The 25,978-nt window shown below is 48.4% G+C and carries 18 protein-coding genes; 9 read left to right on the top strand and 9 right to left on the bottom strand.

Annotation, left to right across the window (positions count from 1 at the left end; translation table 11 throughout):
- Positions 1-82: 82 nt before the first annotated feature.
- A complete protein-coding gene (locus tag EA408_08750) occupies positions 83-1,024 on the top strand; it encodes a CPBP family intramembrane metalloprotease (GenBank protein TVR71719.1) in 942 nt (313 codons plus the stop codon).
- A 111-nt stretch (positions 1,025-1,135) separates the two neighbouring features.
- Here the strand turns inward: EA408_08750 and EA408_08745 are convergent, their stop codons facing one another.
- Positions 1,136-1,819, bottom strand: coding sequence for a hypothetical protein (locus tag EA408_08745; protein TVR71718.1), 684 nt, complete (start codon positions 1,817-1,819; stop codon positions 1,136-1,138).
- Positions 1,820-2,061: 242 nt separating this feature from the next.
- On the opposite strand from EA408_08745, the gene EA408_08740 reads away from it, so the two are divergent.
- Entirely contained in the window at positions 2,062-3,462 is a 1,401-nt protein-coding gene (locus tag EA408_08740) for an aminopeptidase P family protein (protein ID TVR71717.1), read from the top strand.
- Positions 3,463-3,524: 62 nt separating this feature from the next.
- Here EA408_08740 and EA408_08735 read toward each other — a convergent pair whose 3' ends face one another.
- The 3 genes from EA408_08735 to EA408_08725 form a co-directional block, all read right to left on the bottom strand.
- Positions 3,525-4,268 (bottom strand): succinate dehydrogenase/fumarate reductase iron-sulfur subunit, encoded by a 744-nt coding sequence (locus EA408_08735; protein ID TVR71716.1) that lies wholly within the window; start codon positions 4,266-4,268, stop codon positions 3,525-3,527.
- A gap of 94 nt (positions 4,269-4,362) precedes the next feature.
- Entirely contained in the window at positions 4,363-6,282 is a 1,920-nt protein-coding gene (locus EA408_08730; GenBank protein ID TVR71715.1) for a fumarate reductase/succinate dehydrogenase flavoprotein subunit, read from the bottom strand.
- A 51-nt stretch (positions 6,283-6,333) separates the two neighbouring features.
- The gene (locus tag EA408_08725; protein ID TVR71714.1) at positions 6,334-7,008 is read right to left on the bottom strand and encodes a succinate dehydrogenase; all 675 of its coding nucleotides are present in this window, start codon (positions 7,006-7,008) and stop codon (positions 6,334-6,336) included.
- A gap of 141 nt (positions 7,009-7,149) precedes the next feature.
- On the opposite strand from EA408_08725, the gene EA408_08720 reads away from it, so the two are divergent.
- Positions 7,150-8,004, top strand: coding sequence for an alpha/beta hydrolase (locus EA408_08720; GenBank protein ID TVR71713.1), 855 nt, complete (start codon positions 7,150-7,152; stop codon positions 8,002-8,004).
- Positions 8,005-8,217: 213 nt separating this feature from the next.
- Here the strand turns inward: EA408_08720 and fumC are convergent, their stop codons facing one another.
- The 3 genes from fumC to prfB form a co-directional block, all read right to left on the bottom strand.
- Positions 8,218-9,597, bottom strand: a complete 1,380-nt coding sequence (gene fumC, locus EA408_08715; protein TVR71712.1) for a class II fumarate hydratase — start codon at positions 9,595-9,597, stop codon at positions 8,218-8,220.
- Between the two features lie 35 nt (positions 9,598-9,632).
- Positions 9,633-11,252, bottom strand: a complete 1,620-nt coding sequence (locus EA408_08710; protein TVR71711.1) for a fumarate hydratase — start codon at positions 11,250-11,252, stop codon at positions 9,633-9,635.
- A 41-nt stretch (positions 11,253-11,293) separates the two neighbouring features.
- A protein-coding gene (prfB, locus tag EA408_08705) for a peptide chain release factor 2 (protein ID TVR71710.1) occupies positions 11,294-12,383 on the bottom strand; the annotation gives its coding sequence in 2 pieces (ribosomal slippage) (positions 11,294-12,319 and positions 12,321-12,383; 1,089 coding nt in all).
- Between the two features lie 191 nt (positions 12,384-12,574).
- On the opposite strand from prfB, the gene EA408_08700 reads away from it, so the two are divergent.
- The 3 genes from EA408_08700 to EA408_08690 are packed head-to-tail and all read left to right on the top strand — an operon-like array spanning position 12,575 to position 19,046.
- The gene (locus tag EA408_08700; GenBank protein TVR71709.1) at positions 12,575-14,965 is read left to right on the top strand and encodes a caspase family protein; all 2,391 of its coding nucleotides are present in this window, start codon (positions 12,575-12,577) and stop codon (positions 14,963-14,965) included.
- 33 nt (positions 14,966-14,998) lie between these two features.
- Entirely contained in the window at positions 14,999-16,849 is a 1,851-nt protein-coding gene (locus EA408_08695; protein TVR71708.1) for a hypothetical protein, read from the top strand.
- 19 nt (positions 16,850-16,868) lie between these two features.
- Entirely contained in the window at positions 16,869-19,046 is a 2,178-nt protein-coding gene (locus tag EA408_08690; GenBank protein ID TVR71707.1) for a hypothetical protein, read from the top strand.
- Between the two features lie 48 nt (positions 19,047-19,094).
- On the opposite strand, the gene EA408_08685 is transcribed toward EA408_08690, so the two are convergent.
- Together EA408_08685 and prmC are read right to left on the bottom strand one after the other, a co-directional pair.
- On the bottom strand, positions 19,095-19,580 hold the full coding sequence (locus EA408_08685) for a RecX family transcriptional regulator (protein TVR71706.1): 486 nt from the start codon (positions 19,578-19,580) through the stop codon (positions 19,095-19,097).
- 71 nt (positions 19,581-19,651) lie between these two features.
- Positions 19,652-20,770: a peptide chain release factor N(5)-glutamine methyltransferase gene (gene prmC, locus EA408_08680; GenBank protein ID TVR71705.1), complete on the bottom strand. Its 1,119-nt coding sequence runs from the start codon at positions 20,768-20,770 to the stop codon at positions 19,652-19,654.
- On the opposite strand from prmC, the gene ribD reads away from it, so the two are divergent.
- The 3 genes from ribD to EA408_08665 all read left to right on the top strand — a co-directional run bounded on the left by ribD (position 20,598) and on the right by EA408_08665 (position 25,957).
- Positions 20,598-21,668 (top strand): bifunctional diaminohydroxyphosphoribosylaminopyrimidine deaminase/5-amino-6-(5-phosphoribosylamino)uracil reductase RibD, encoded by a 1,071-nt coding sequence (gene ribD, locus EA408_08675; protein TVR71704.1) that lies wholly within the window; start codon positions 20,598-20,600, stop codon positions 21,666-21,668. The two genes, prmC and ribD, sit on opposite strands and share 173 nt — an antisense overlap.
- A 184-nt stretch (positions 21,669-21,852) precedes the next feature.
- Entirely contained in the window at positions 21,853-22,638 is a 786-nt protein-coding gene (locus EA408_08670) for a caspase family protein (GenBank protein ID TVR71703.1), read from the top strand.
- 121 nt (positions 22,639-22,759) lie between these two features.
- Positions 22,760-25,957, top strand: coding sequence for a hypothetical protein (locus EA408_08665; protein TVR71702.1), 3,198 nt, complete (start codon positions 22,760-22,762; stop codon positions 25,955-25,957).
- The last annotated feature ends 21 nt before the right edge of the window (positions 25,958-25,978 follow it).

The raw sequence follows: 25,978 nt of genomic DNA, 5'->3' as shown, positions 1-25,978 counted from the left end.
TGCTGAATTTTTTGACCAGCAAAATTAAGAGGTTTTTTTGTTCTGTGTGAACGATTGGCCATAATTTCATATTTTTGCCGGTATGCGCAACGGACCTCTTCAAAATACAGGACCATTCGTCAAGCTGGTCTTTTCGGCATTTATTGTCATCTCTGTTTTTCTGGCAACCCTGCTTGGTGGACTCCTGCTGGCAATACCTTTGTTCGGACTGGGTTTTATCGAGCTGTTTGAGAGTCTTTCCAATATAGCGCATCCCAGGTACCTTGACCTGCTCAGGTACTTCCAGGTAGTGCAGTCAATCGGACTTTTCGTTATACCCCCGTTCATACTGGCATGGTTCTTCGGAGGCAGTATCCTGGGTTACCTCAACATGGACAGGGGAATAAGCCGCAGGGCTGCAATTCTTACAGTCCTGGTGATGCTCTCGGCCATACCCCTGATCAACCTGCTTGCCTGGTTCAACGCCCAGCTTTCCCTGCCGGAAGCGCTGTCAGGGCTCGAAGAGTGGATGAAAACTACCGAAGAGACTGCTGAAAACCTGATAAAGAGTTTCCTGAGGGTTGACACGGTAACCGGCCTGTTCGTGAACCTCGTGATGATAGCTGTAATCCCTGCCGTTGGTGAGGAGCTGCTGTTCAGGGGTGTCATTCAGCGTCTGTTTTCGGAATGGACCAGGAGCCACCACCTGGGAATATGGATCGCCGCCATAATCTTCAGCGCCATGCACCTTCAGTTTTACGGCTTCCTGCCGCGCACCGTCCTGGGGGCGTTGTTCGGCTACCTGCTGGTGTGGAGCGGGACAATGTGGGTGCCAGTACTGGCTCACTTCGTTAACAACGCGGCGGCAGTATTCGTCTATTACTTCATTTACAAAAACCAGCTGAGTGAAGAGATAGAGACCATAGGAGCCGGCGAGGGCGACTGGATATATGCCCTTGCAAGTGTGCTGGTATTCACAGTCTTTATCGGGATATTCTACAGTAAAGAAAAACGGCAGTCACCAACATTGTACAGAAGAGGCTAAGTCCGGTTACACACCGTCAGGCAGGCAGTCCCCCGGGACCCGTTACCGGCCCGGCCGGTGCCTGCACCCGGCAAGCGGACGCTGTCAGCAGGAAGATTCAGCCTCCTGTTGTCAACCAGCCCCGGTTTTGCTGTTGCCGAAGAAGTTAATGCTGCCAATCTCATTCTTCCGGTAAACGTATACCAGTCCGTACTCCTTTGCCTTTTCCCTCATCAGGTCGCCGGGCAGGTCCTTGAATGAGTCCTCCACCTCGTTCCAGATACGGAGTATGATCCTGTCAGCCTCATTACGCAGTTCGGTGAGATTTTCGAGCGCCCTGGCCGTGTTCTTCTGAAGGGTTTTCTGGTGGTGGTGCCTGTCCATGAAAGTCTCATACCTTACACGAACAAGTGCGATGGTCGGATTTGTTACCGGGGTGTTCCCCTCAATGACGCGCTTCGCCTCACCGTCAATCAGTCTGGAACCCCACTCTATCACGTCCCCCTCAGTACTGAGCGATGGCGTTTTTGTTTCATCTGCATCAATACCGAAATATTTTCTTATTGCCGGCTGCAGATCGCCGCGTAAAATTGCCATGTTCATGACCTGGATGAAATGGGAGATGTACATTTTTGCCTTTTTGAGACTTACCGAATACTCCTTGTTCTTTTTTGTCTGCATGGTATAGGACTGCCTGTAGAACAGGATAGCATTTTCATATGTGCTCAGGAAAGACTGCAGGTTCTGGAATGTTTTCTGACTAAAGGCCAGCTTGAATGGTGGAAGCTCCTTTCCCTTGGAAAGGGCAATGTTCATCGCCTTAAGACGTGCTTTGTCCGTATTTGGAAGACGCCGGTAGGGCATAATTAACAGAGCTTCGTTAATAACCTGTTGATAAAGGAGTCGTTTCTGCGAATATATAATATTATATTAAACAACAACAGCTATTCGCAATAATTTTGACGAAAATTATTTTGATGTTATTTTAGCAGCTGGCAAATGCCTTTAACCGGGTAACAGGAGAAGCGATCCACCTGTCCCAAAAAACCAATGTAATAATGTTCAAACCAGACGTATACAGGCAGAGAAGGAACAGGCTTGCAAAAGATACCGGAAAGGGACTTGTGCTTCTGCCGGGCAATGAAGATGCCTCAATGAACTACAGGGCCAACACCTATCACTTCAGGCAGGACAGCTCGTTTCTCTATTTTTTTGGTATTGACCAGCAGGGATTGGCCGGACTTATTGACCTCGATGAGAATGTCCACATGCTGTTTGGCGACGATGCAGGGATTGACGATATTATCTGGATGGGTCCCCGCCCCTCAATCCGTTCACTGGGCGAAAAGTCGGGAACAGATAAGGCCATGCCGTACAAAGAGCTGGGGAAAATACTGAAACAGGCCGTTGACTCGAATAGAGAAATCCACTACCTGCCGCCTTACCGTGAGGAGAGGATACTGCGCCTGGAAAGCTGGCTGGGCATCCATCACTCAGAGGTACAGCAAAGGGCTTCAAGGGCACTTATAAAGGCAGTTGTCAGTCAGCGATCAATCAAATCTGATGAAGAGATTGCCGAGATAGAAAAGGCGGTTGACATAGCCTGTGAAATGCATACCGCCGCCATGAAAATGGCAATGCCCGGGGTGTATGAAAGAGAGATAGCCGGCCGGGTTGAGGGCATCTCACTGTCTCATGGCAACCCTGTCTCCTTCCCTGTAATACTGAGCGTACAGGGTCAGACCCTGCATAACCATTACCACGGCAATATCCTGAAAAAAGGGCAGATAATGGTTACCGACGCAGGCAGTGAGACATCAATGCGTTACTCAAGCGATATTACACGTTCGGTGCCTGTCGGCGGAAAATTCCTGCCGCAGCAGAAGGATGTGTATCAGATAGTGCTGGCCGCATTGCAATCCTCTGTCGATTCGATAAAACCAGGCGTGCCCTACCGTGACATCCACCTTAAGTCTGCCGGAATAATTGCAAGGGGACTCATTGATCTGGGCCTGATGAAGGGAGATCCCGAAGAGGCGGTTCATCAGGGCGCACATGCATTGTTCTTTCCTCACGGACTGGGACATATGCTGGGTCTTGATGCCCATGATATGGAAGACCTGGGAGAGGACAACGTGGGATACGATGATGAGGTAAAGAGGTCCGGGCAATTCGGACTGGCATTTCTGAGACTGGGAAGAAGGCTGCAAAAGGGCTTTGTGCTTACCTCCGAACCGGGCATCTATTTCATCCCCGCCCTGATTGACAAATGGAGAAGTGAGGGCAAATTCAAAAATTTCATCGATTACGGCAAGGTTGAACAATGGAAGAATTTCGGGGGAATACGCATTGAAGATGATATACTGGTTACTGCTGAGGGATGCAGGGTACTGGGAATACCGATACCCAAAACAGTGGCAGAGATAGAACATACCATGCAGCAGCCTGTCGGTTCCTGAAGCTCATCAACTGGTGCTTGCTGAAGGAGGCAAATTATACTACAATTATTTGGTCCCGGCCGTCAGCTCCTGAATCCTTCTTTCAGGAACTCCCGGTTGAGCCTTGCTATATGAGCAAGCGATATCCCCTTGGGGCATTCTGCTTCACATGCTCCGGTATTGGTACAGCTGCCAAAGCCGAGCTCATCCATTTTGGCCAGCATCGCCCGCGCCCTCTTTCCTGATTCAGCCCTGCCCTGGGGAAGCAGTGCAAGGTGTGAGACCTTTGCCGCCACGAAGAGCATGGCCGAGGAGTTTTTGCAGGCTGCCACGCACGCACCGCATCCGATACAGGCAGCCGCGTCGAAAGCTTCTTCAGCTTTTTCCCTTGGCACGGGAATGGAATTGGCCTCAGGAGCTGAGCCGGTATTGACCGAGATGAACCCTCCCGCCTCCATTATCTTGTCAAATGCATGCCTGTCTGCTATCAAATCCTTTATAACTGGAAAAGGTTTTGCTCTCCATGGCTCGATCACAATTGTATCACCATCATTGAATTTTGTCATCCTGAGCTCACAGGTGGTAACCAGGTCGTCTGGTCCATGGGGCCGGCCGTTAATATATAGGGCGCATGAACCGCAAATGCCTTCACGGCAGTCATGCTCAAAGACAACAGGGTCATCTCCGTTCTCAATAAGTCTCTTATTGAGAAAATCCAGCATTTCGAGGAAGGACATATCCTTCGAAACACCTGTCAGGTTATAGTCGACGAAACTGCCCGCGCTTTTGGGGCCCTCCTGCCTCCAGATTTTGAGTTTAATATCCATATTGGTAATGTTTTATTATCTGTTTCATGCATGCCGTTACCATGTCTGCCTGTGCACTGCAGCTGCAAGCGTTCACCTTGTGATTGCAGCACTGTTATTTGTAACTTCTCTGTTGGATCCTGGCATTCTCAAATTTCAGCTCCTCCTTATGAAGCTTATGGTCCTTACCCTCTCCATTATACTCCCATGTAGCCACATATGAATATTCGCTGTCTATCCTTTGTGCTTCCCCCTCGGGTGTCTGACTCTCTTCGCGGAAATGGGCGCCGCACGATTCCTTCCTGTCGAGTGCGTCCTGGCACATCAGCCGTCCCAGCTCAAAGAAATCAGCCACCTTAACCGCCTTCTCAAGCTCATGGTTCAGGTCCCCGGCTGTTCCGGGTATCTTCACATCTCTCCAGAACTCTTCCTTCAGCTCCTCAATCATGCCAAGAGCCTTTTTCAGGCTCTCCTCGCTACGTACCATGCCGCACTGATCCCACATTATCCTCCCCAGCCTCTTATGGAACGAGGTAACTGTCTGTTTCCCGTTAACAGCCAAAAGGCTGTGCAACCTGTCAACCACATCTTTTTCGGCTGACTCAAACTCAGGCAGGTCGGTGGGTATGCGTGGAGTCCTTATCTCATCGGCAAGATAATCACCTATTGTAACAGGTAATATGAAATAACCGTCACCCGAACACTGCATAAGCGATCCTGCTCCCAGCCTGTTGGCCCCGTGATCGGAGAAATTTGACTCCCCTATTGCAAAAAGTCCCGGTATGGTAGTCATCAGGTTGTAATCTACCCAGAGTCCCCCCATGGTATAGTGGCCTGCCGGGTATATCCTCATAGGTTCATTGTAGGGGTTTGTTCCCGTTATCTTTTCATACATTTCGAAGAGGTTGCCATATTTGGCCTCTATAGCCTCCTTGCCATGTTTTTCAATAGCCCGGCTGAAATCAAGGTAAACTGAAAGCCCCGTATCGCCAACCCCGTAACCAGCATCGCATCTCTCCTTGGCGGCCCTTGATGCAACATCCCTTGGCACCAGGTTGCCGAATGCCGGGTAACGCCTTTCAAGGTAGTAGTCCCTCTCCTCTTCAGGTATCTGGTTGGGATGCCTCTTGTCACCTTTCTCTTTCGGCACCCATATTCGCCCGTCGTTCCTCAGCGATTCCGACATCAGCGTGAGCTTGGCCTGGTAATCGTTAAGCTGGGGAAGGCTTGTCGGATGAATCTGCACAAAGCTCGGGTTGGAAAAAAAAGCGCCCTTTTTGTGAGCTGACCATGCTGCCGAGGCATTTGAGCCGACGGCCAGGGTCGACAGGTAGTAAATGGTACCATAGCCCCCCGATGCAAGCACGACGGCATGCGCCGAGTGCCTCTCAATCTCACCGGTAACCAGGTTGCGGGTTATTATTCCCCTTGCCCTGCCATCAACCACCACAAGATCGAGCATATCCCTCCTGCTGTACACAGTCACCTTGCCTTTTGCCATCTGCCTTATCATTCCGCTGTAAGCGCCAATGAGACACTGCTGTCCGGTCTGCCCCCTCGCATAGAAGGTCCGCGAAACCTGAACTCCCCCGAATGACCTGTTGTCGAGATAGCCGCTGTATTCGCGTGCAAAAGGCACTCCCGCGGCAACCATCTGGTCTATCGTCTGGTTGCTGACCTCGGCGGCACGGAATACATTGGCCTCCCGTGACCGGTAGTCGCCTCCCTTGATAACATCGTTGAAAAGGCGGAAAACGCTGTCGCCGTCATTCTTGTAGTTCTTGGCAGCGTTAATGCCCCCCTGCGCAGCGACGGAGTGGGCCCTGCGCGGAGAGTCCTGGAAACAGAACGCCTTGACGTTATACCCCAGTTCAGCCAGGGTTGCAGCGGCAGATGCTCCTGCAAGCCCGGTGCCGACCATAATTATGTCAAGCTTTGCCTTATTGGCAGGGTTAACGAGCTTTACACTGTTTTTGTGATTGCTCCATTTATCAGCCAGCGGGCCTCCGGGGATCTTTGCATCTAATTTGCTCATATCTTATTGGAGTGATTGGTTAATAACGTTTATTAATTAATACACGGCAGATCAGTTTAGAAAGGTCCCGGAAAGGAACCAGACCGGAATAATGGCAAATCCGGCAGCTATTATCAATGCATAGACAGTGCCTATTACAGTAAGCCTTTTGTGCCATAACTGGTTGCTCAGACCCAGGGTCTGGAAAGCCGACTGAAAACCGTGCAACAGATGGAGCCCCAGGATTACCGCGCCTGCAACATAGATCAAGGCATACCACCAGATAATAAACTTTCCGGTTACCAGGGTATAGGCATCCTGGACCTGTACACCGTCATATTCTATATAGGTCACTCCTCCGAATTTCATTTTATACCAGAAATTGGAAAGGTGCAGAGCCAGGAATATCAGGATAAGCAGCCCCAGGATAAACATGTTGCGCGAAGGCCAGCTGCTTGTCTTGCGCTGATCAACCATGGAATATCTCTGTGGCCTGGTGCCCTGATTGGTCAGGGTAAGGTAGGCAGAAACCACAATATGCAAAAGAAATCCAAGCGCCAGCGCCGGCTCCATAATCTTGATGGCAGGATTGGTTGCCATAAAGTGTGCAGCCATATTATATGCTTCCTGGCCCACCAGTAAAAAGAGGTTGACGGTAAGGTGCACGGCAAGAAAGGTTATCAGGAACAGGCCGGAAATGCTTACAAGGAATTTCCTGCCAATCGATGCATTCAAAAAACTACTCATAGGCTTAAAATTAGAACTGTTATCGGAAACATCTGCCGGAAAAATACCGGTTAAACAAATATATTCCCTTCATAACATATTTTCAACATAAAAAGGTCATCTACAGTTAATTTATATTTATTCCATTTATATTTTCAACTTTTGATAAATTTGCGGGGTGCCAGGATTGGCAAGAACAAAAATATGACTGCCATGACACAAACGATCCCATTCCTCAATACAAGCCTCAGGTTTACCGATAGCGGCAGAGGTCCTGCCTTGGTGCTCCTGCACGGTTACCTCGAATCGCTTGAAATATGGGACGGCTTCAGGGAACGGCTTGAGAAACATTTCAGGGTTATCTGCCCCGACCTCCCGGGCCACGGGAAATCGGGTGTAACAGGCGAAGTGCATGAAATGGAGCTGCTTGCAGAAAGTGTTGCCGCGGTGCTGGACCACTGCGAAGCTGATAAATGCTTTATCGTGGGGCATTCGATGGGGGGTTATGGGGGACTTGCATTTCTGGAGCTTTATCCTGACCGGCTTGCAGGGCTGTGCCTGTTTCACTCACACCCTTTGCCCGACACGAAACAGGTGATGAACAACAGGTGCCGTGAGATAGTGCTTGTAAACCAGGGCAAAAAGGAGCTGATATCCAAAATAAACATTCCGCGTGCATTTGCTTCAGTTAATCTTGAACGGCTGGCACACGAGGTTGAGAGGGCCACCGCCATTGCAACTTCAACACCCGATGAAGGCATTGTGGCCTGCCTTAACGGCATGATGAAAAGGCCTTCGAGGGAAACGCTGCTTGCCGCAACCGGTAAGCCTGTGCTTTTAATAGCCGGCAGGCATGATAACTATATCCCGTTTGAGGATGCTGCAAAAAAAGTTAAGCTTCCGCGGACCGGACAGTTTGAGGCACTTGATAATTCGGGCCATATTGGCTTTGTAGAGGAGCCGGAACGATCAGCCGAACTGATCACCCGGTTTGTGAAGGAGAACGCAGAGTTCTGATCCCGGAGCCGGGCCCTTTCACGCCAGATTGGTTCCCGCCGGCACGACCTGATAACCTAACCGGACCCGTTAACCACATCAGGTCGATCCTGCCTGAAATCCGTGCCGGGAACAACAGCAGGTCGATCATAAAGGCTTCCGGAGCCGGAGCCGTTCACCACAACATGGCCTGCCGGAGCTGTCATATCATCTTTTCATGGCCGGCCGGACTGGTCATATCATCTTCTCAGGATCCACCCATTCGCTGAACTGCTCTTCTGTCAGCAGCTCCAGTTCCAGGGCAGCCTGCCTGAGGGTTTTGTTCTCAGCATATGCCTTCTTCGCTATCCTGGCAGCATTCTCGTAGCCGATATGGGGATTAAGCGCGGTAACAAGCATCAGTGAGTTTTCCAGGTTACGTGCTATCTTTTCCCTGTCAGGCTCAATGCCGGCAACGCAATTGTCGTTAAGGGAAACAGCAGCATCACCCAGCAGCCGGGCAGAATTCAGGAGGTTATATATCATTACCGGCTTGAACACGTTGAGCTGAAAATGCCCCTGCATTCCCCCGGTGGTGATGGCCAGGTCATTGCCGATTACCTGGGCGCAGACCATAGTAAGGGCCTCTATCTGCGTGGGGTTTACCTTGCCTGGCATAATTGACGAGCCCGGCTCATTTGCAGGCAGGATGATCTCGCCTATGCCGGACCGGGGTCCTGAGGCCAGGGCCCTGAGGTCATTGGCAATCTTCATGAGGCTTACAGCAACTCCCTTAAGCGCGCCCGAAACCTTAACCACCGCATCATTTGCCGAGAGAGCCTCGAACTTGTTGGGTGCACTGATGAAGGGGTAGCCGGTGAGCTCAGCAATTTTAGCCGCCACCAGATCGTCATACCCTTTTGGTGCATTCAGTCCGGTCCCCACAGCGGTGCCACCAAGAGCCAGTTCGGCAAGGTGGGGCAGTGTGCTGCGCAGGGCCTTCATCTGATGATCAATCTGTGATACATAGCCCGAAAACTCCTGCCCCAGGGTAAGCGGAGTTGCATCCATCCAGTGTGTGCGGCCGGTCTTCACAACGCCGGCAAACTCTTTCGACTTGGCCGCCAGCGTCTCCCTCAGTTTTTCAAGTCCGGGTATGGTGACCTCCATCAGCATTTTGTAGGCGGCAATATGCATTGCAGTGGGAAAAGTGTCGTTGGAGGACTGCGACCGGTTGACATCGTCATTGGGATGGACCGGGGGTGTCCCCTCTCCCACACTTCCGCCGGCAAGGACATGGGCCCGGTTGGCGATCACCTCGTTAAGATTCATGTTGGTCTGGGTACCCGACCCGGTCTGCCACACAACAAGAGGGAAATGCTCATCAAGCAGTCCGGCAGAGATCTCATCACATACACTGCAGATAAGGGTTGTCTTATCATCGGGCAGCACTCCGAGTTCATTATTGGTAAGGGCCGCTGCCTTCTTCAGAACGGCAAATGCCCTGATCACCTCAACCGGCATCTTTTCGCCGCCTATCCTGAAATTATTTATTGAGCGCTGTGTCTGGGCGCCCCAGTACTTATCTGCAGGAACCTCAACAGGCCCCATGGTATCATGTTCTGTTCTGTACATAATCAACTATTTGTTTGCAGAGTTAACAAAAAAGCTCAGCAGTTTTGCGCGTAAAAGTCGTTGCCCTTGTCGTCAACAAGTATGAATGCAGGAAAATCTTCCACCTCTATTCGGTAGATTGCCTCCATTCCCAGTTCGGGGTACTCCAGCAGCTCGACCTTCCTGATGTTCTCCTGGGCAAGCAGCGCTGCGGGCCCTCCTATGCTGCCCAGGTAAAAGCCGCCATGCTTTTTGCATGCATCAGTAACCTGCTTGCTCCGGTTGCCCTTGGCAATCATTATCATGCTTCCCCCATTGCCCTGGAAAAGGTCAACATAAGAGTCCATGCGCCCTGCGGTGGTGGGTCCGAACGATCCCGAGGGCATGCCTTCGGGGGTCTTTGCCGGTCCGGCATAATATATCGGGTGGTCCTTGATATACTGAGGCAGGCCCTCTCCCTTGTCAATCCTCTCCTTGAGCCTGGCATGTGCTATATCGCGTCCTACAATTATGGTACCGTTAAGCGACAGGCGGGTGCCGACCGGGTGTTCAGAAAGCTGTGCAAGTATCTCTTTCATCGGCCTGTCAAGATTGACCCTGACCGCGCCGTTCACTTCATCCTTCCTGTACGGGCCAGGTATGAACCTTCCCGGGTCCCTCTCCAGCTTCTCGATCCAGATACCCTCCCTGTTTATCTTCGCCTTGATGTTCCGGTCGGCCGCGCACGACACACCCATGCCTACCGGACATGAGGCCCCGTGCCTGGGAAGCCTTATGATCCGTATGTCGAGGGCAAAATATTTACCCCCGAACTGGGCTCCTATCCCGAGTTCCCGGGAGGCCTTAAGTACCCTTTCTTCGAGCTCCACATCCCTGAATGCCTGTCCGTCCTGATTACCCTTTCGGGGAAGTGTATCCAGGTATTTTGCAGAAGCCAGCTTTACCGTCTTGAGGCAGGCCTCGGCCGAAGTGCCGCCTATAACGAAGGCTATGTGGTAAGGCGGACAGGCGGCGGTGCCCAGCGAACGCATCTTTTCAACCAGGAACTTTTCGAGCTTTTCCGCGTTAAGCAGAGCCTTGGTCTCCTGGTAAAGATTGGTCTTGTTGGCCGATCCGCCTCCCTTGGCCAGGAAAAGGAAGTTGTACTCGCTGCCGTCAACAGCATAGATGTCGGTCTGCGCCGGCAGGTTGGTGCCCGAGTTCTTCTCGGTGTACATGTCGAGCGGCACGGTCTGCGAATACCTGAGATTCTCCTCTGTAAAGGTCTTGAAAACACCCCTGGCCAGGGCCTCTTCATCCCCACCGCCGGTCCAGACCTGCTGACCCTTTTTTGCAATGATGGTGGCCGTGCCGGTATCCTGGCAGAAAGGGAGCACCCCTTTGGCAGAAATTTCCGCATTCCTGAGCATCGTCAACGCCACATACTTATCATTTTCACTTGCTTCAGGATCATCCAGAATTGCTGCCACCTGACTGATATGTGTGGTACGCAGCATAAAAGAGCAGTCATGCATGGCTGCCCGGGCCAGCTCTGCAAGGCCTTCCCCGGCGACTACCAGCATCTCTTTGCCTTCAAAGAGCGCGGTGGACACATGATTTGCAGTTAGCAGGTAATAATCGGTTTTCTCTTCCCCCAGGGGGAACTGTTGCTGAAATCTGAAAACTGGTGAGGACATGGTAAGAGGAATTTAGGTTTTGATATCACGTATTTCACTCTTTACTGCGACCCGAACTCCATCAAATAAGCCTTGATGAAGTCATCCAGCTCACCGTCAAGCACATCCTGAACGTTCGATGTCTCGTAACCGGTCCTTACATCTTTCACGAGCTTGTACGGGTGAAGCACATAGTTCCTGATCTGCGAGCCCCACTCTATCTTCTTCTTGCCGCTCTCTATCTCGGCCTGCGCCTGCCGGCGCTTCTCGAGTTCCATCTCATAAAGCTGCGACCTGAGTATCTTCATCGCATTCTCCTTGTTCTTCAACTGTGAGCGGTCCTCCTGGTTCTCAACCACGAGCCCTGATGGAAGGTGCCTGAGCCTTACCGCGGTCTCGACCTTGTTCACATTCTGGCCGCCTGCACCGCTCGCCCGGTAGGTTTCCCAGGTAATATCCGACGGGTTAACAACTATGTCTATGCTTTCATCAACGAGAGGCGATACAAAGACCGAAGCGAATGATGTATGCCTTTTGTGGTTGGCATCGAAAGGCGACAGCCTCACCAGCCGGTGAACACCCGATTCGCTCTTCAGGTAGCCGTATGCAAAATCGCCGGTAAACTCAAAAGTGACGGTCTTGATACCCGCCTCCTCCCCGTCCTGGAAATCAAGCTGCCTCACCTGGTACCCGTTCTTCTCTCCCCACCTCAGGTACATACGCATCAGCATCTCTGCCCAGTCAAGGCTTTCGGTACCGCCGGCACCGGCATTTATCTTAAGTATGGCGCCGAGCACATCCTCTTCCAGGCTTAGCATATTCCTGAACTCCAGGTCTTCAATAAGCTTCTGTGCCTTTTTGTATTGCTGATCTACCTCATTCTCATCAGCCTCGTCTTCGTGGTAGTAATCGTACAGGATCTCCAGCTCTTCGACTGCATTCCGAACCTTTTCATAACCACCGGTCCAGCTCTTCAAAGAAGATATAGCCTTCAGTTGCTTCTCAGCCTCTTTCGGGTCATTCCAGAAATCGGGATCCTGCGTCTTCTCTTCCTGTTCTTCAATCTGTAATATCTTTTTGTCTATGTCAAAGATGCCTCCTCAGCGCATCACTCCGCCTTACAAGATCTTTAAGGTTATCTGCCGTAATCATATCGAATGGTTTTAATGCAAATTTACATAATCCTGCCACAAGACAAGCCTAATAATTAGGTTTTGTCCCATGGATAAGGTTTCTTGTGTAAAGTTTTTTGATGTTTTTTCTGTTCGTTTTTGCAAAATTGAATGGTTTTCTCTAATTTGATTTTGTTTTATTGCTGATCAACTATTTGCCAACCTTTTATTATGCAGATGAGCCCTATTTTGAATTCACTCAAAACAATACTGATATCTGTCCTGGCACTGAACCTTGCCGTTGCTTCAGGCCAGGCCGAAAAACCGGTAAGGGTTTCAGAATGGAATAATGTGACAGGTTTCGATATCAGTTCCACCGAAGATTATATGGTGGTCGCAATGAGGCTGAACAACAGAGGGCAACTGTTTGAAAGCCGTTTTGACGGAAGTGCATGGAGTTATCCCACCCCCCTCAATGCAATAAACAGTTTTGGCGACGGTAACTCCGATATCGGAGGACCATTCCTCTATTTTGACGAAAGCATTTTATACTACCATGCGAATTTCCCCGGTGGTGAAGGGGGTTATGATATCTATTATTCGGTTCGGGAAAACAATAGCTGGAGCGAACCTGTTCCGATGTGTACCCGGGTTAACAGTCCGCTAGATGAATTACATCCTGCCATGCCACCGGGAATGCTGACCTTCTATTTCTCACGCAGCAATCCTGATGCTGATATACGAAAACCACCAAGGACCCCGGATTGTGAGATCTTCTATTCTCTGACAAAAAATGAATTGGGAGAATGGGGTGAGCCGGAACCTCTGCATGACATCATCAACCAGGACTGCCAATATGGTTTATACATTGCCCCTGATACAAGATCCATATATTTCTCCTCTGTCGACCAGGATAATCACAGAGACGGGTATAACATATATTATGTCAGACAGATCCTGGGTGCATGGACGATACCAATGCTGATCGAAAATATAGGATCTGAAGCAACCAATATTTATCCCAGGATTGCCGGCAACAACATCTATTTCCTGATCCGAACCGAAACAAGAAGGGATATTACAGGCACTATATACAGGTCAGGGCTGCCTGAACAGTTCAGCCCCCTTAAAACAATAGCGGCAACCGGCAGGATAGAGCACCTTGAAAGCAAACAGCCATTAAACACACCGCTTGTGGTATATGACCCTATAACACTGAACCGGCTGGGTGAATTTTTCAGTAGCAGTCAGACAGGGATGTATCATCTCAAACTGCTCGATGAGGCAAATTATATAATTGACATAAGGAACCCGGGGTTTTCATTCGCCAGCTTCCAGATTGACTACAGACAGGAGGAAAAGATTACCGGACCACCACTCATTGAGTTGTTTAACGAGGTTGAGCTGGATATTTCTGTTTACGACAGTGAAATATTCAGGCCTCTTGATGCAGATGTTCATGCGTTGAATCTTAACGAGAACAAAATGATTGAGGCGATCGCCCATGAGCCGGGGTCATTCACCCTCCGCTTACCTGTAGGTAACAATTACCGGATTAACGCAGCGACCGGCGGATTTGAAAGTGACAGTTTTGATTTTGACCTTTTCGGAGATATAATTTTCTCCAGGTTCGAAAGAGATATCGCCCTGGAACCAAGAAAGAGAATGTTCGAGGTTGCAATAACCGATAATGAAACAAGTCTGCCGGTAAATGCACAGGTTACCTTTAAGAACCTGAACAGGGAAGAGGTAATATCGGTCAACACATTCTCACAGCCGGTGCCTGATGATGCAGCCGGAGCGGTAGCACAGGCAAGTCCGCGACAGGATGACATCAGCTTCATCCCATTCCGTAACCCTTCTAATCCTCTCCGGTTTGCTCTAATAATAGGGAACGAAGATTACAGCTCCTACCAGGTAGGACTGCAGAGGGAGGCAAATGTCGATTACGCAATAAGGGACGCCGAGCTGTTCAGGAAATATGCCATTAATGTATTTGGTGTGCCCGAAGAGAACATCCTTTTCCTTACCAACGCACGAAGCATAGAGATGCAACTTGAGATAAGAAAACTGGCAGGCATAATAAACGCTCTCGACGGCAATGCGGAGGTCTTTTTCTATTATGCAGGACATGGCCTACCCGATCATAATACCAGGGATCCCTATATCATTCCTGTAGATGTTACAGGCTCAAACCTGGATTTTGCAGTTAAACTGAGTGACCTTTATGGCCAGCTCACCAAATATCCGGCAAACAGGGTAACGGTTTTTCTTGATGCATGCTTCAGCGGAGGTGCACGGAATGTGGGACTTGTTTCGGCAAGGGCGGTAAGAGTGCGCCCAAGAGAAGACATGCTGAGCGGGAACCTGGTGGTTTTCTCTGCCAGCAGTGAAGCCCAGATAGCTCATCCATTCAGGGAAAAGCAACACGGAATTTTTACCTACTTCGCTCTGAATAAAATTAAGGAGACCAAGGGTAATATAACCTACAGGGAGTTTTCGGATTATTTGAGACAAACGGTTGCCATAAGATCTATCATGGTTAACAATGCCGAACAAACACCGCAGACAAATGTCAGTCCCACGATAGAAGAGGCGTGGCATGAGTGGATATTTAATTAATTAAACAGGTGTTAACAACATAAAGAAAATATAATGAGGCGCTTATTTGGCATATTGCTTATACTGGCCTGCAATAGCCCCCTTTCCGGGCAGAAGGTCACTGAACAAATTGTGGTTGAACACAACCACTATGTGGTCTCCTCACACTACAGCCCCAATGGCAAATACCTGGCCACTGCCGGTGCAGATATGAGAGTTATCATCAAAGAGGCCGGAACAGGGCATATTCTGAACGAAATAACAGGCCTGCCTCACCAGCCACTGTCGGTCAGTTTCTCATCCACAGGCCAATACCTGGTTGCAGGAAGCATGAACAACATGATTTCTGTCTGGGATGCAGTTCCAGGTGAGATCTTAAGGAGCCTGCCCGGTCATACTGACGCGGTCACCTCTGTTGCTGTAAGCTTCGATGACAGGTTTATTGCATCGGGCAGCGGTGATAGAACAGTAAGGATATGGGATTTCGCAACAGGAAATAATATCCATGTTTTTGACGAACCTGATGGCAAAATAACGAAAGTGGATTTTCATCCGGGCGGACAGAAGGTGGCTGCAGGAACCAGCATGGGAGAAATATTTGTTTGGGACCTTGCGACAGGCAGCCTGATAAGCTCTGATATTAAAAAGAATGGTCCAATAAATACACTGCGATTCAGTCCCAGTGGCAATTTTATTGCAAGTTCAGGCAACAATAGCCGGATAAGCATATGGAATACCTACAATCTCACCCTTGAAAACGCCATACTTGTACACACCGGTAATGTCGGCGATCTCTGTTTCAGTCCCGACGGCAGGTATATCATCAGTGGAGGAGAAGACAGATACCTGGTTGTCTCAGATATCAATTCAGGCGGTATTGCCTTCCACTCAGGCCTGCAGGCTCAACCGGTAACATCTGTCAACATAAGACCGGACGGAAAAGAGCTTTTTGCTGCATCCCGGTTTTGTGATACCCTGAAAATATGGGACATTTCCGGACTCGGCATTGGTCCGGCCCCCTCAAAAATAGCTGACAGCCCATCCGGGCCGCTGCACAAACCTGAGATAAGATGGATTACCGAAAACAATCTTGAAAGTATCAGCACGGGATACCCTGTCATATACAGTATCTCGTCAGGATATCCGGTTGAGAGAATGAACCTCTACGTTAACAATGAAACTCATATTACAAAAGCAAACCTTGATCTGACCCCTGATAAACCAATTGTAAATGAAAGTGTGGTGTTTCTCAATGAGGGTAATAATCAGGTCAGGATCGACCTGTTCTACAGTGAAGGTATGATCAGCTCAGATATTCTGAATATAGAGTACAGGGCAGATATGCTGGAAGAGCTATTGAGCAGATATCGGTCAAGGACGGTTTCTGTATGGCTGAGGGAAAGCGATCAATATGAAATTTCCATAAGCGGGGCCGAGGGTTACCTGTTCCACAATGAGGTAATCAGCATACCTGATGTTGAGGGGGCCGATATCGGGGTTGAACTGGCCCCCCTGCGTGAAGAGGTGGCAATCGTATTGAACAATATTACATTCGCCACGAATTCGGCCGATCTGACTAGTGAATCATTCATTGAGCTTGACCGGGTTGTCGGACTGCTCCTTGACAATCCGCGGATAACGATTGAAATATCCGCCCATACCTGCGACATTGGCACTGATGCCTACAATATGCTTCTTTCAGGCAGAAGATCCCGGTCAGTCGTAAACTATCTGCTGGATAACGATATCGCTGAAAACAGGCTTGTATCAAGGGGATACGGCTCCAACAGACCCTTGATGCCCAACACATCGGAAGATAACAGGGCCATGAACAGACGGGTAGAGTTCAAAATAATTGAAATTGCCAGTGACAATAACCAAGATATTACCGATGAACATGATTAGAAGAATATGCGTTTCATGTTTGCTGATACTTTTAACAGGACTGCTTTTTATAACAAGCGGGCAGCAGCAATCTTTTGAAGATATTATAAGCAACCTGGACAACCTTACCAATGAGCAGGCCTATTACAGGCTATTTGAATACCAGCATCAAAATCCGGCTTTTGCCAACACCTATATTCAGCTGGGACATCTTTGTGAAAAAATCATTGAGGAGCTTGACCCATTAAGACAATACAGGCTTGTTCAGCATTATATAAACAATGCGATTGTATATTACGGACTCTTCCCTGTCTTCCTCGAAAGCAATGAGGTTAGACGAAACAGGGAGCTATATTCAAACATCCCGGTTACTGCATCAGATTCAAGGCTTACCAATGAGGATGTACTTGAATATGTTGCACACCGACTTGAACACAATAAATTCTTTAAAGAAAAACTAACCACGATCTTTGAGGCGCTGGAAAGCTCAAAAAACCACTATAATAACTGTGTAAGGCTCTTTAACGAAATCAATAACAGTTATGACAGTTATAATGAGGCCCTGCTGAGAACTGACATGTTTCTTCTTTCACATCTCGATGAACTTGAACAGGAGTATGCAAATACAATAAAGGCGTTTGACAGGTACAAAGCGCTGATTGATGAGTTCCCCTTAACGGACTATAACCAGGAGTACAGAACAAGACCAATAAATACCTTCAGGCTTGACGGGATCACCAACAGTGACTTCCTTATGGATGAATTTAACATATGGGATTATGGTGCATGGGTCAAAGAATTCAGGAATATATATCAGAACGATATTCTTGCGCTGAGGCAGGAGATTGAAGAGATAGAAAAAAAGTTCATCTACAATTACAGTTACCTCACCCAGGCACCCCATATTGACCAGGAAACCGCCCTTGATTCGTTCGATGAATTATTCCTGTTCAGGCTCGGGCGATTTGACAATAACTCACTGATAAGAGAACTTTTTAATTACAATGACAAACGACAATCATTTTTGCAACTTTCCAGGAACACTATCAATAACCCAAATGACAGCAGCATGCTGTTAATGGCCCGCAAACTTCGGTATTACTACAGGCTTGCCTTGCAGTTGAATGAAACCCTTGAAGAACTTGACCAGTTCAATAGTGCAATAACACCTGAGAGAGCCGGGCGTTTCAGGGATTTCTTTGACGATTATTACAATGGTGTGAGCGGACTGCGGGAGCATTACAACAATCAGCAACTTTTCCTTAAATCCTGGTTTAATAATGGCCTGGGAAATCTTAATGCCTATTTCAGAAATGAAGAAATGGCGAGAAGATCTTTTCCCCCTGCAGAAGGACGTGACGGAGTGCTGATACCGCTCAGTCCGTTTCCTGCCGGACTGCCCGACGAAAATTCCGTCTACTTTACCGAAGATGTTGCCTATTTGCATGGAATTCCGGCATTTGCAGCGGGTTATGCAAGAAAGTCCGGGACAAACGTTCCGTTTGTTGCAAAAATATCAGAAGAACAGAAAATTGAATGGATAAAAGAAGTCGGAACTACAAACAGGAATGTAACTATCCTTGACAACACGGCAAAAAAGGTGTTTGCATACGAAAACGGGGTAATCATTCTTTCTTCAGCAAAAACCGGGAATGATAGTGACTTCATTGCGCCGGGTACTGTTAGTTACATTAACACACTGGTCCACATCGACAATAACGGCAATATTATCTATCAGGAGAAAATTGAAAATAACGGCTACCCTCTATACCTTGCCTATGATGAGATAAACCAGCTCTGTCATATAGTGATGGGCAAAAAAGCAAAAGATGATGACACCTTCTTTTCTGAAATATCGGTTTGCCAGGCAGATTCAACAGGTAAAGTTTCATGGGAAACAAAGTTGAATGTTAAAGGCAATTTTGCCGGGATGGTCAGGGCAGAAGACAAATATGTTGTCTATCTTAATGAATTACTGACAACCGGCAACAATGGAACCGACTGGGGCCTGATGATCGCCGACGTATCATTTGACGGGAGACTCCTGCAAACTACTCCTGTTATTGCCAGTAGCAGTTTTTATGTTGACCGTGTATTCGCCATTTCAAGCAATATCATCAACCTTATGGGATATCCGGGCGAACCTCCGCATAGAAGTGGAAATCTGCAATATCTTATTCTATCGACGGAAGGAGAGATGGTTTTCAGTAATAGATAATAATTTACGACCTCATACGGTATAATCACGGTGCAAAGCCTCAATCAGCTAGGCTTCGGTAGTTGTTATCATATCATCAAGCACCTTGTTGATGATCTCATTTTCATAGCCTTTGCTGCTTGCGTAACGGTGAAGCTTGGCCCTGAGAGTCCATTCATCACCGGCCGAAACCGATCTCTGTTTTTTCCTGAGTTCTTTTGTGAGCATGTCAAGGTATTCTGTCTCATCTATCCTTATCAGAGCATCCTCAATAATGTTCCGGGCAATGTTTTTCCTGGTAAGCTCATAGGATATCTTGATCCTGCCCCATTTGTTATTGCGGAACTTACTGCCTGCAAACAGTCTTGCAAACCTCCACTCATCGACAAATTTATCTTCCACCAGCGAGTTGATTATCTTTTCTGTATCACCTGAGCTAACTCCCCAGTCAAAAAGTTTCTTTCTCACATCATACCGGCATTTCTCCTCGGCAGCACAAAATTTTCGTATCTTGTCAAGTGCCTCTGAATGGTTGATGACCTTCTTCGTACTCATCTGTTTTTATCAATTACAATATTATGAACATGACTATTTCCCGGGCAGCGAAAAACCAAACCGGCACCTGTTCAGATAACAGCTTTTACCATCCTGTATTTGCCGTTAATATCCTTTTTTAATTCAATATTCCTGTACAGGTGTCTTTTAAGCAATTGCAGGACCTCCCCGTGTTTCGCCTCGTTGATTTCCAGGTAGAGCCTTCCTCCCTCTTTAAGAGATTCACGCCCGAACCCGGCAATAGCCTCGTAATAGATCAGCGCCTGGCTGTCAGGAACAAACAGTGCTTCAACGGGCTCATAACAGAGAACATTCCTGTCCATCAGCAATCTTTCCGATACTGTCACATACGGAGGATTGCTTACAATAATATCATATATGGCTGTATTTACAACAACCGGATTTAAAATATCATCGCAGTAACAACTTACTGAGGCGCCGGTCCTGGCAGCATTTCCCGAAGCAACCTCAACGGCGCCGGCAGATTTATCAAATGCCTCAACATCTGAAAGCGGCAAATTCAGGTCCAGGGCAATAGCTATGCAACCGCTGCCCGTCCCTATATCCAGTATCTTCACAGAACTGCTTCCGGTATCTTCGATTATCCACCTGACAAGCTCCTCTGTCTCCTGCCTCGGGATGAGTACCCGCGGATTGACTTCAAGCTTCAGGCCATAGAACCATGCCTCGCCAAGGATATACTGAACCGGCTTATGATGTTTTAACTGCCTTACAAAATCCTCTATTTGAAAAAACGCAGAATTGGATAATTTTGTATCGTTATGTATCAGCAAATCAGTTTTGGAATATTTGAAGAGATGCTCGAATATAAGTTCGGTAAAACCCCTGATCTCCCCGGCCGGATAGATGCCGGCAAGCTCATTCCTGATATGTCTGATCGCATCGCCAACAACGGGGGCTTCCCGGTTCATTCTCCAAAGATTGATATTTTTTGTTAAATAATCACAAAACATATAAAAAAAGTTGATGCCGCAACCCGCTGAAGAAGTAAAATATATGCGCCGCTGCCTTGAAATTTCACTCAGAGGAAAAGGATACACGGCGCCAAACCCGATGGTGGGAGCTGTTATTGTGCACCGCGGCGTCATCACAGGCGAAGGGTACCACAAAATATACGGCGGCGCCCATGCAGAAACAAATGCAATTGGGAACGTAAAAGACCCCGGCACCCTCAAAGATTCAACACTTTATGTCAACCTTGAGCCCTGCTCCCATTTTGGTAAAACACCACCCTGCACCGATCTTATCATTAAATGCGGGATCCCCCGTGTCGTCATCGGGACTGCAGACCCCAACCCCCTTGTTTCAGGACGGGGCATAACCCGTCTTAAAGAAAATGGGATAGAGGTCAACGGCGGAATTCTGGAAAGTGATTGCAGGCATATCAACCGGCGCTTTTTTACCTGGAACCTCCACAGGAGGCCATGGATAATACTCAAATGGGCACAGTCGGCCGACGGTTTTATCGATCTTGTGAGAGCCCCCGGCTCGCCTGTCGGGCCAAACTGGATAACCTCAAAGACTGCACGTATCCTGGTTCACAAATGGAGGGCTGAGGAGCAGGCTATTCTTGCAGGCACAAATACAGTTCTCAAGGATAACCCGCGTCTTAACGTACGGTTGTGGTCAGGCCGTGATCCCCTCAGGGTGGTCATCGACAGGAGCCTGAAACTGGGCAGGCAGCATCATGTGCTTGACAACAGCATCAGTACGGTAGTCTTTACCGAACCCTGCAAAACCTCAACCGCTAAAGAGAGGGTTTATCCCGCAGAAGGTAACAATATCCGTTATGTACCCCTGTTATTTGACGATACTGTCGGGATGCAAATGCTGAACTACCTGCATTCACAGGATATCCAGTCGCTTATTATTGAAGGGGGGGCATACACCCTTTCGAGGTTTATTGAAAAAAATCTGTGGGATGAGGCACGTGTCTTCACCGGACCAAAAGACTTCAGAAAAGGGGTTAAGGCGCCGTCTTTGCAGGGAAAAATCGTCAGGCAGATGGAGACCGGTAACAGTCATTTGCAGTTTATATATAACAGCTCATCTGAATTTATCCCCTAACAACCTATAAATGAATGACGTTTCGGACACTTATGGCTGTTTACGCCAATGGTGTTGGATTCGTTCCTGATTTTCTGTAATTTTGATTTATATCATTTATTATTTGACCTGCTTCAGTTTACGGAATAAAATGCCATGAAGCACAGGGATTAAATGTGGCAATAATTAAATTAAATCTATTGATATGAAGAAGCTAAGATTGTTATTAATCCTGCTCTGTCTTTCTCCGGCGCTCTTTGCACAGGAGGAATTCAATCCCATGGGAAAAACATGGGTGGTCTTCATTGAAAACACCGATTACGAATCTTTTGCCAGCCTTACCGGCCCCACAACCGACATTGAGCTTATGAAGAGCTCTCTCCAGGGTTATCTGATTGACAGGATCATTCATGTCAAGAACATGACAAAACAGGAGATGGAAGATTTTTTCGCAAAAGAGTTCCGTAACCTTGTGGTAGAGAATGAGGTGAACGCTATCATGGTATGGTATGCCGGTCACGGTAAATTCATTAACAACATTGGTTACTGGATACCTGTGGATGCCACACTCGACGATGAGTTCACCTACTATAACATGAATTCGCTCAGGCAGTCGCTCAGAGAATACTCCGAATCGGTAACGAACACCCTGGTAGTGACTGATGCCTGTGAATCGGGCCCCACATTTTACCAGGCTATGCGTTCAATACCCACTAACCGGAGCTGCAGTGAGTTGATGTCCGGGCCGGCAAGGTCATCACAGGTGCTTACCTCCTCAGGTTACGAATTCGCTACCGAGAATTCGGCCTTTACAAATACATTTGCAAGCGCCCTGGCAAATAATGCCAATCCCTGCCTGCCGATAGAGAACATCGTTACCCAGGTAACGATAGCTGCATCGCGCAATAACCAGGCCAGGCCCAGGTTTGGAAAGATCGCCGGACTTGAGGATGAAGGCGGCACCTTCTTCTTCGTGGCGCGGGAACAGTAGCCATGTCACTTCCGGTATTCTGCAATTATACTGCCAGTATACAGGCAGGTATCTTAACGTCAGTTTAACCACAAGTTGCCTGCAATAAGGATGGAGGCAGCCTGCAGCAATAAAAACCATTATGCGAAACCCTGACAAAAGTCGCCCGAAAAAGACCAGCAAGCCCTCAGGCCTGCTGGTCTTTCTTGTTTTTATCTGCATCACGGCAGTCCGCCCCGCATTGTCGCAGACATATTTTTTTGACAGCTATGGTGTGGCTGACGGACTGGCACAGTCGAAGGTATATGATCTGCTGCAGGACCGTAAGGGCTATATATGGATGGGTACGGATGCCGGGTTGTCATCATTTGACGGGCATGTCTTCATAAACTTTTCAGCCGGAGACGGACTGGCACCGGGAGCTATCCGGGTGCTGCTCGAGGACAGGGAGGGGCGTATTTGGTCAGGGCATCACGACGGCCAGGTATCCCTTTTCGACGGCGAGAACTTCCACATTCCTCCGTTCAGCGGGAACGAATTAAGCACCCATATAAGCTCAATCATTGAAACAGAAGCGGGAGAGATATGGATAACCACTGTGGGTAACGGTACAATGAAAATCATTAATCCGTATGATAACCCTGACGATTTTACCTGGGAGCACTACAGCGGCGGCACCATCAGTCCCCGCATCTTTGAATCCCACAAAGGCAGGGACGGAACCCTTTATTTTATTACTGACATGGGTATCAGCACATACAACCGTCAGGAAAATATCTTTACCCCTTTCAGGCCCGAATGGCTGCCTCGCTATTTCCAGATCACCTGTATGTTCGAGGATAGCCGCAACAATATGTGGTTCGGGACATACAACGGAGGCCTTTACAAATATAACACCACAGATGGCGAACTGACCATATACGATGCCCGTGACGGATTATCCCACAACTGGATAAGCTGTATCTTCGAAGACGATGAGGGCGCCATCTGGATCGGCACCTGGGGAGGAGGAATAACCAGGATCAGGGATCAGCAAATAACTGTTTACGATGTTGATAACGGGATGACCGATAATATGATCAGGGCATTTGCCGGCGACAAGGAAGGGAATGTGCTGATCGGGACCAATGAGAACGGTATTGCCATATATAAGGGAGAACATCTGGTTTCATACCAGATGGCAGACGGACTGGTAGATAATCAGGTATGGGCCGTTTACCAGGACAGGTCTCAGCGGTTCTGGATAGGGACCCAGGGCGGGATCACCCTGTTTGACCCTTCTCTGCCCGACAATGAGGCATTTTCGAGCTTTACCTCTTTTGATCACTTTTCGCTCGAAAGGGTCAGGCTCATCAGGGGAGATCAGAACGGCAATATCTGGATAAGCACTGATGTTGCCGGTGTGGGCATGTACAACACCTCTACGGGCAGGTTCAGGGATTATACAACAGATTTCATACTTGGCGACCTGCTTCCCAGGGGTTCGGTAAGTCCCACCGCGATGGAGATTGACGACAATAACAACCTGTGGCTCGGGACCAACTCCTTTGTAGCCTGGTATAACATAGATACCGGTGATAACGGAATATTCACCCAGGGCTCCGGTATAGCCGGTAATGACATTTCATCCCTGTTTTACGATACACAGGGCAGGCTCTGGGTTGGTTCGGCAGGAAGGGGAATTGCCATCATCGACGAAAATATGACTGCGTCACCTGTTGAACTTGACGAACAGTTCACACCCCTGTGCATGACCGAGGATACCGCCGGGAATATATGGATAGGGACAGAATCACACGGCGTAATTGTTACTGACGGCAGTGGCATAATAAAGAGGCTTGAAGTGGCCGATGGTCTCCTTGGTAATTACATCAGTCTGATAATATCTGATGATGAAAATATCTATATTGGTACCAGCAGGGGACTCAACAGGTACAACCTTAAAAAGGACAGGATTTTTACCTATACAAGGCATAACGGCTTCACGGGTATTGAAGCGGTAAGAAATGCTGCTTACAGGGATAACAGAGGCAGGTTGTGGTTCGGGACTGTAATGGGTGCAATGGTATATGAGCCGGAATTATCGCCCGTTGAACTGGCAGAATCACACACCCATTTCACCCGCCTCAGGGTCAACTATGTTGACAGGGACCTTCAGGAGGGACTTCAGCTGAGTTACCGGGAAAATTCACTGATCTTCGATTATAACAGCATTAGCCTCACCAATCCCGGTGCAGTGAGATTCAGGGTGATGCTCGAAGGAGCTGACCCGGATTGGCGCCCGGTGACCCGTGAGACAAGTGCCATATATCCGGGACTGTCTCCGGGACGATACACCTTCAGGGTGATGGCAACCAACAGCCAGGATATATGGAACACTGAACCGGCAAGCTTCAGCTTCAGGATAAGGCCCCCGTGGTATGCAAGCTGGTGGGGGATTACCTCGTTTATTATTGCAGGCATTATCACAATAGTACTCTACATTAAAATCAGGGAGAGGAACCTGATCAGGGAAAAACGGGTACTTGAAGAGAAGGTGGAGGAAAGGACCAGGGAGATATCAGAAAAGAATATCCTCCTGGCAATGAAGAACAAGGACATTACAGACAGCATAAACTATGCAAAAAGGCTACAGGATGCCATACTCCCGGCAGAAGACATAATCGATGATATTTTTGTGTTATTCAGGCCCAAAGATATTGTGAGCGGCGATTTCTACTGGATGCTGAGGAGTAACGGCACAGATATGATCGCTGCCGTCGATTGTACCGGTCACGGCGTTCCGGGGGCCTTCATGTCGCTTATCGGTCACAACGGCCTGAACAAAGTTGTGAAAGAAATGAAGATAACAGAGCCCGGTAAGATACTCGACAAACTGAATGAAGAGGTATACCATACGCTTCACCAGAATGTGGAAGTAAGCGAAGGTGTCAGGGACGGGATGGATATGTCGCTTATAGTCTATAACCAGGATAATAATATCGTCGAATATGCAGGAGCATATAACTCTCTTTACCTTGTGAGGAATGGAGAACTTGCAGAATACAAGGCCGATAAACTGGCTATAGGTCACGAGCCCGGAGAACAGAATTACAGCAATCATGAAATAGAGATAAAGCCGGGAGATACCATATATATCTTCTCCGACGGCTTTGCCGATCAGTTTGGAGGTGACAGGGGAAAAAAGTTCATGTCCAAAAACCTCAAACGGCTTCTTACCGACATTAGCTCCAGGCCGTTGACAGAGCAGAAGGTTGTCCTGGAAAAAACGTTGCTTGAGTGGATGGGTAACGATTACGAACAGCTTGACGATGTGCTGATTATCGGCAAACGATTCTGACCGCGTTCATCTGAACCTGGA

It is taken from the genome of Marinilabiliales bacterium, assembly GCA_007695015.1.
Taxonomy (GTDB): Bacteria; Bacteroidota; Bacteroidia; order Bacteroidales; family PUMT01; genus PXAP01.
This window is presented reverse-complemented; position numbering and strand designations above follow the sequence as displayed.

Bases quoted from the DNA above. Each gene is read 5' to 3' on its own strand.
- EA408_08685 (TVR71706.1), bottom strand. From the start codon at position 19,580: ATGAGTACGAAGAAGGTCATCAACCATTCAGAGGCACTTGACAAGATA.
- EA408_08670 (TVR71703.1), top strand. From the start codon at position 21,853: ATGAAGAAGCTAAGATTGTTATTAATCCTGCTCTGTCTTTCTCCGGCG.
- EA408_08710 (TVR71711.1), bottom strand. From the start codon at position 11,252: ATGTCCTCACCAGTTTTCAGATTTCAGCAACAGTTCCCCCTGGGGGAA.
- EA408_08730 (TVR71715.1), bottom strand. From the start codon at position 6,282: ATGAGCAAATTAGATGCAAAGATCCCCGGAGGCCCGCTGGCTGATAAA.
- EA408_08750 (TVR71719.1), top strand. From the start codon at position 83: ATGCGCAACGGACCTCTTCAAAATACAGGACCATTCGTCAAGCTGGTC.
- EA408_08735 (TVR71716.1), bottom strand. From the start codon at position 4,268: ATGGATATTAAACTCAAAATCTGGAGGCAGGAGGGCCCCAAAAGCGCG.
- EA408_08745 (TVR71718.1), bottom strand. From the start codon at position 1,819: ATGAACATTGCCCTTTCCAAGGGAAAGGAGCTTCCACCATTCAAGCTG.
- EA408_08695 (TVR71708.1), top strand. From the start codon at position 14,999: ATGAGGCGCTTATTTGGCATATTGCTTATACTGGCCTGCAATAGCCCC.
- EA408_08725 (TVR71714.1), bottom strand. From the start codon at position 7,008: ATGAGTAGTTTTTTGAATGCATCGATTGGCAGGAAATTCCTTGTAAGC.
- fumC (TVR71712.1), bottom strand. From the start codon at position 9,597: ATGTACAGAACAGAACATGATACCATGGGGCCTGTTGAGGTTCCTGCA.
- EA408_08740 (TVR71717.1), top strand. From the start codon at position 2,062: ATGTTCAAACCAGACGTATACAGGCAGAGAAGGAACAGGCTTGCAAAA.
- EA408_08665 (TVR71702.1), top strand. From the start codon at position 22,760: ATGCGAAACCCTGACAAAAGTCGCCCGAAAAAGACCAGCAAGCCCTCA.
- EA408_08700 (TVR71709.1), top strand. From the start codon at position 12,575: ATGCAGATGAGCCCTATTTTGAATTCACTCAAAACAATACTGATATCT.
- ribD (TVR71704.1), top strand. From the start codon at position 20,598: ATGCGCCGCTGCCTTGAAATTTCACTCAGAGGAAAAGGATACACGGCG.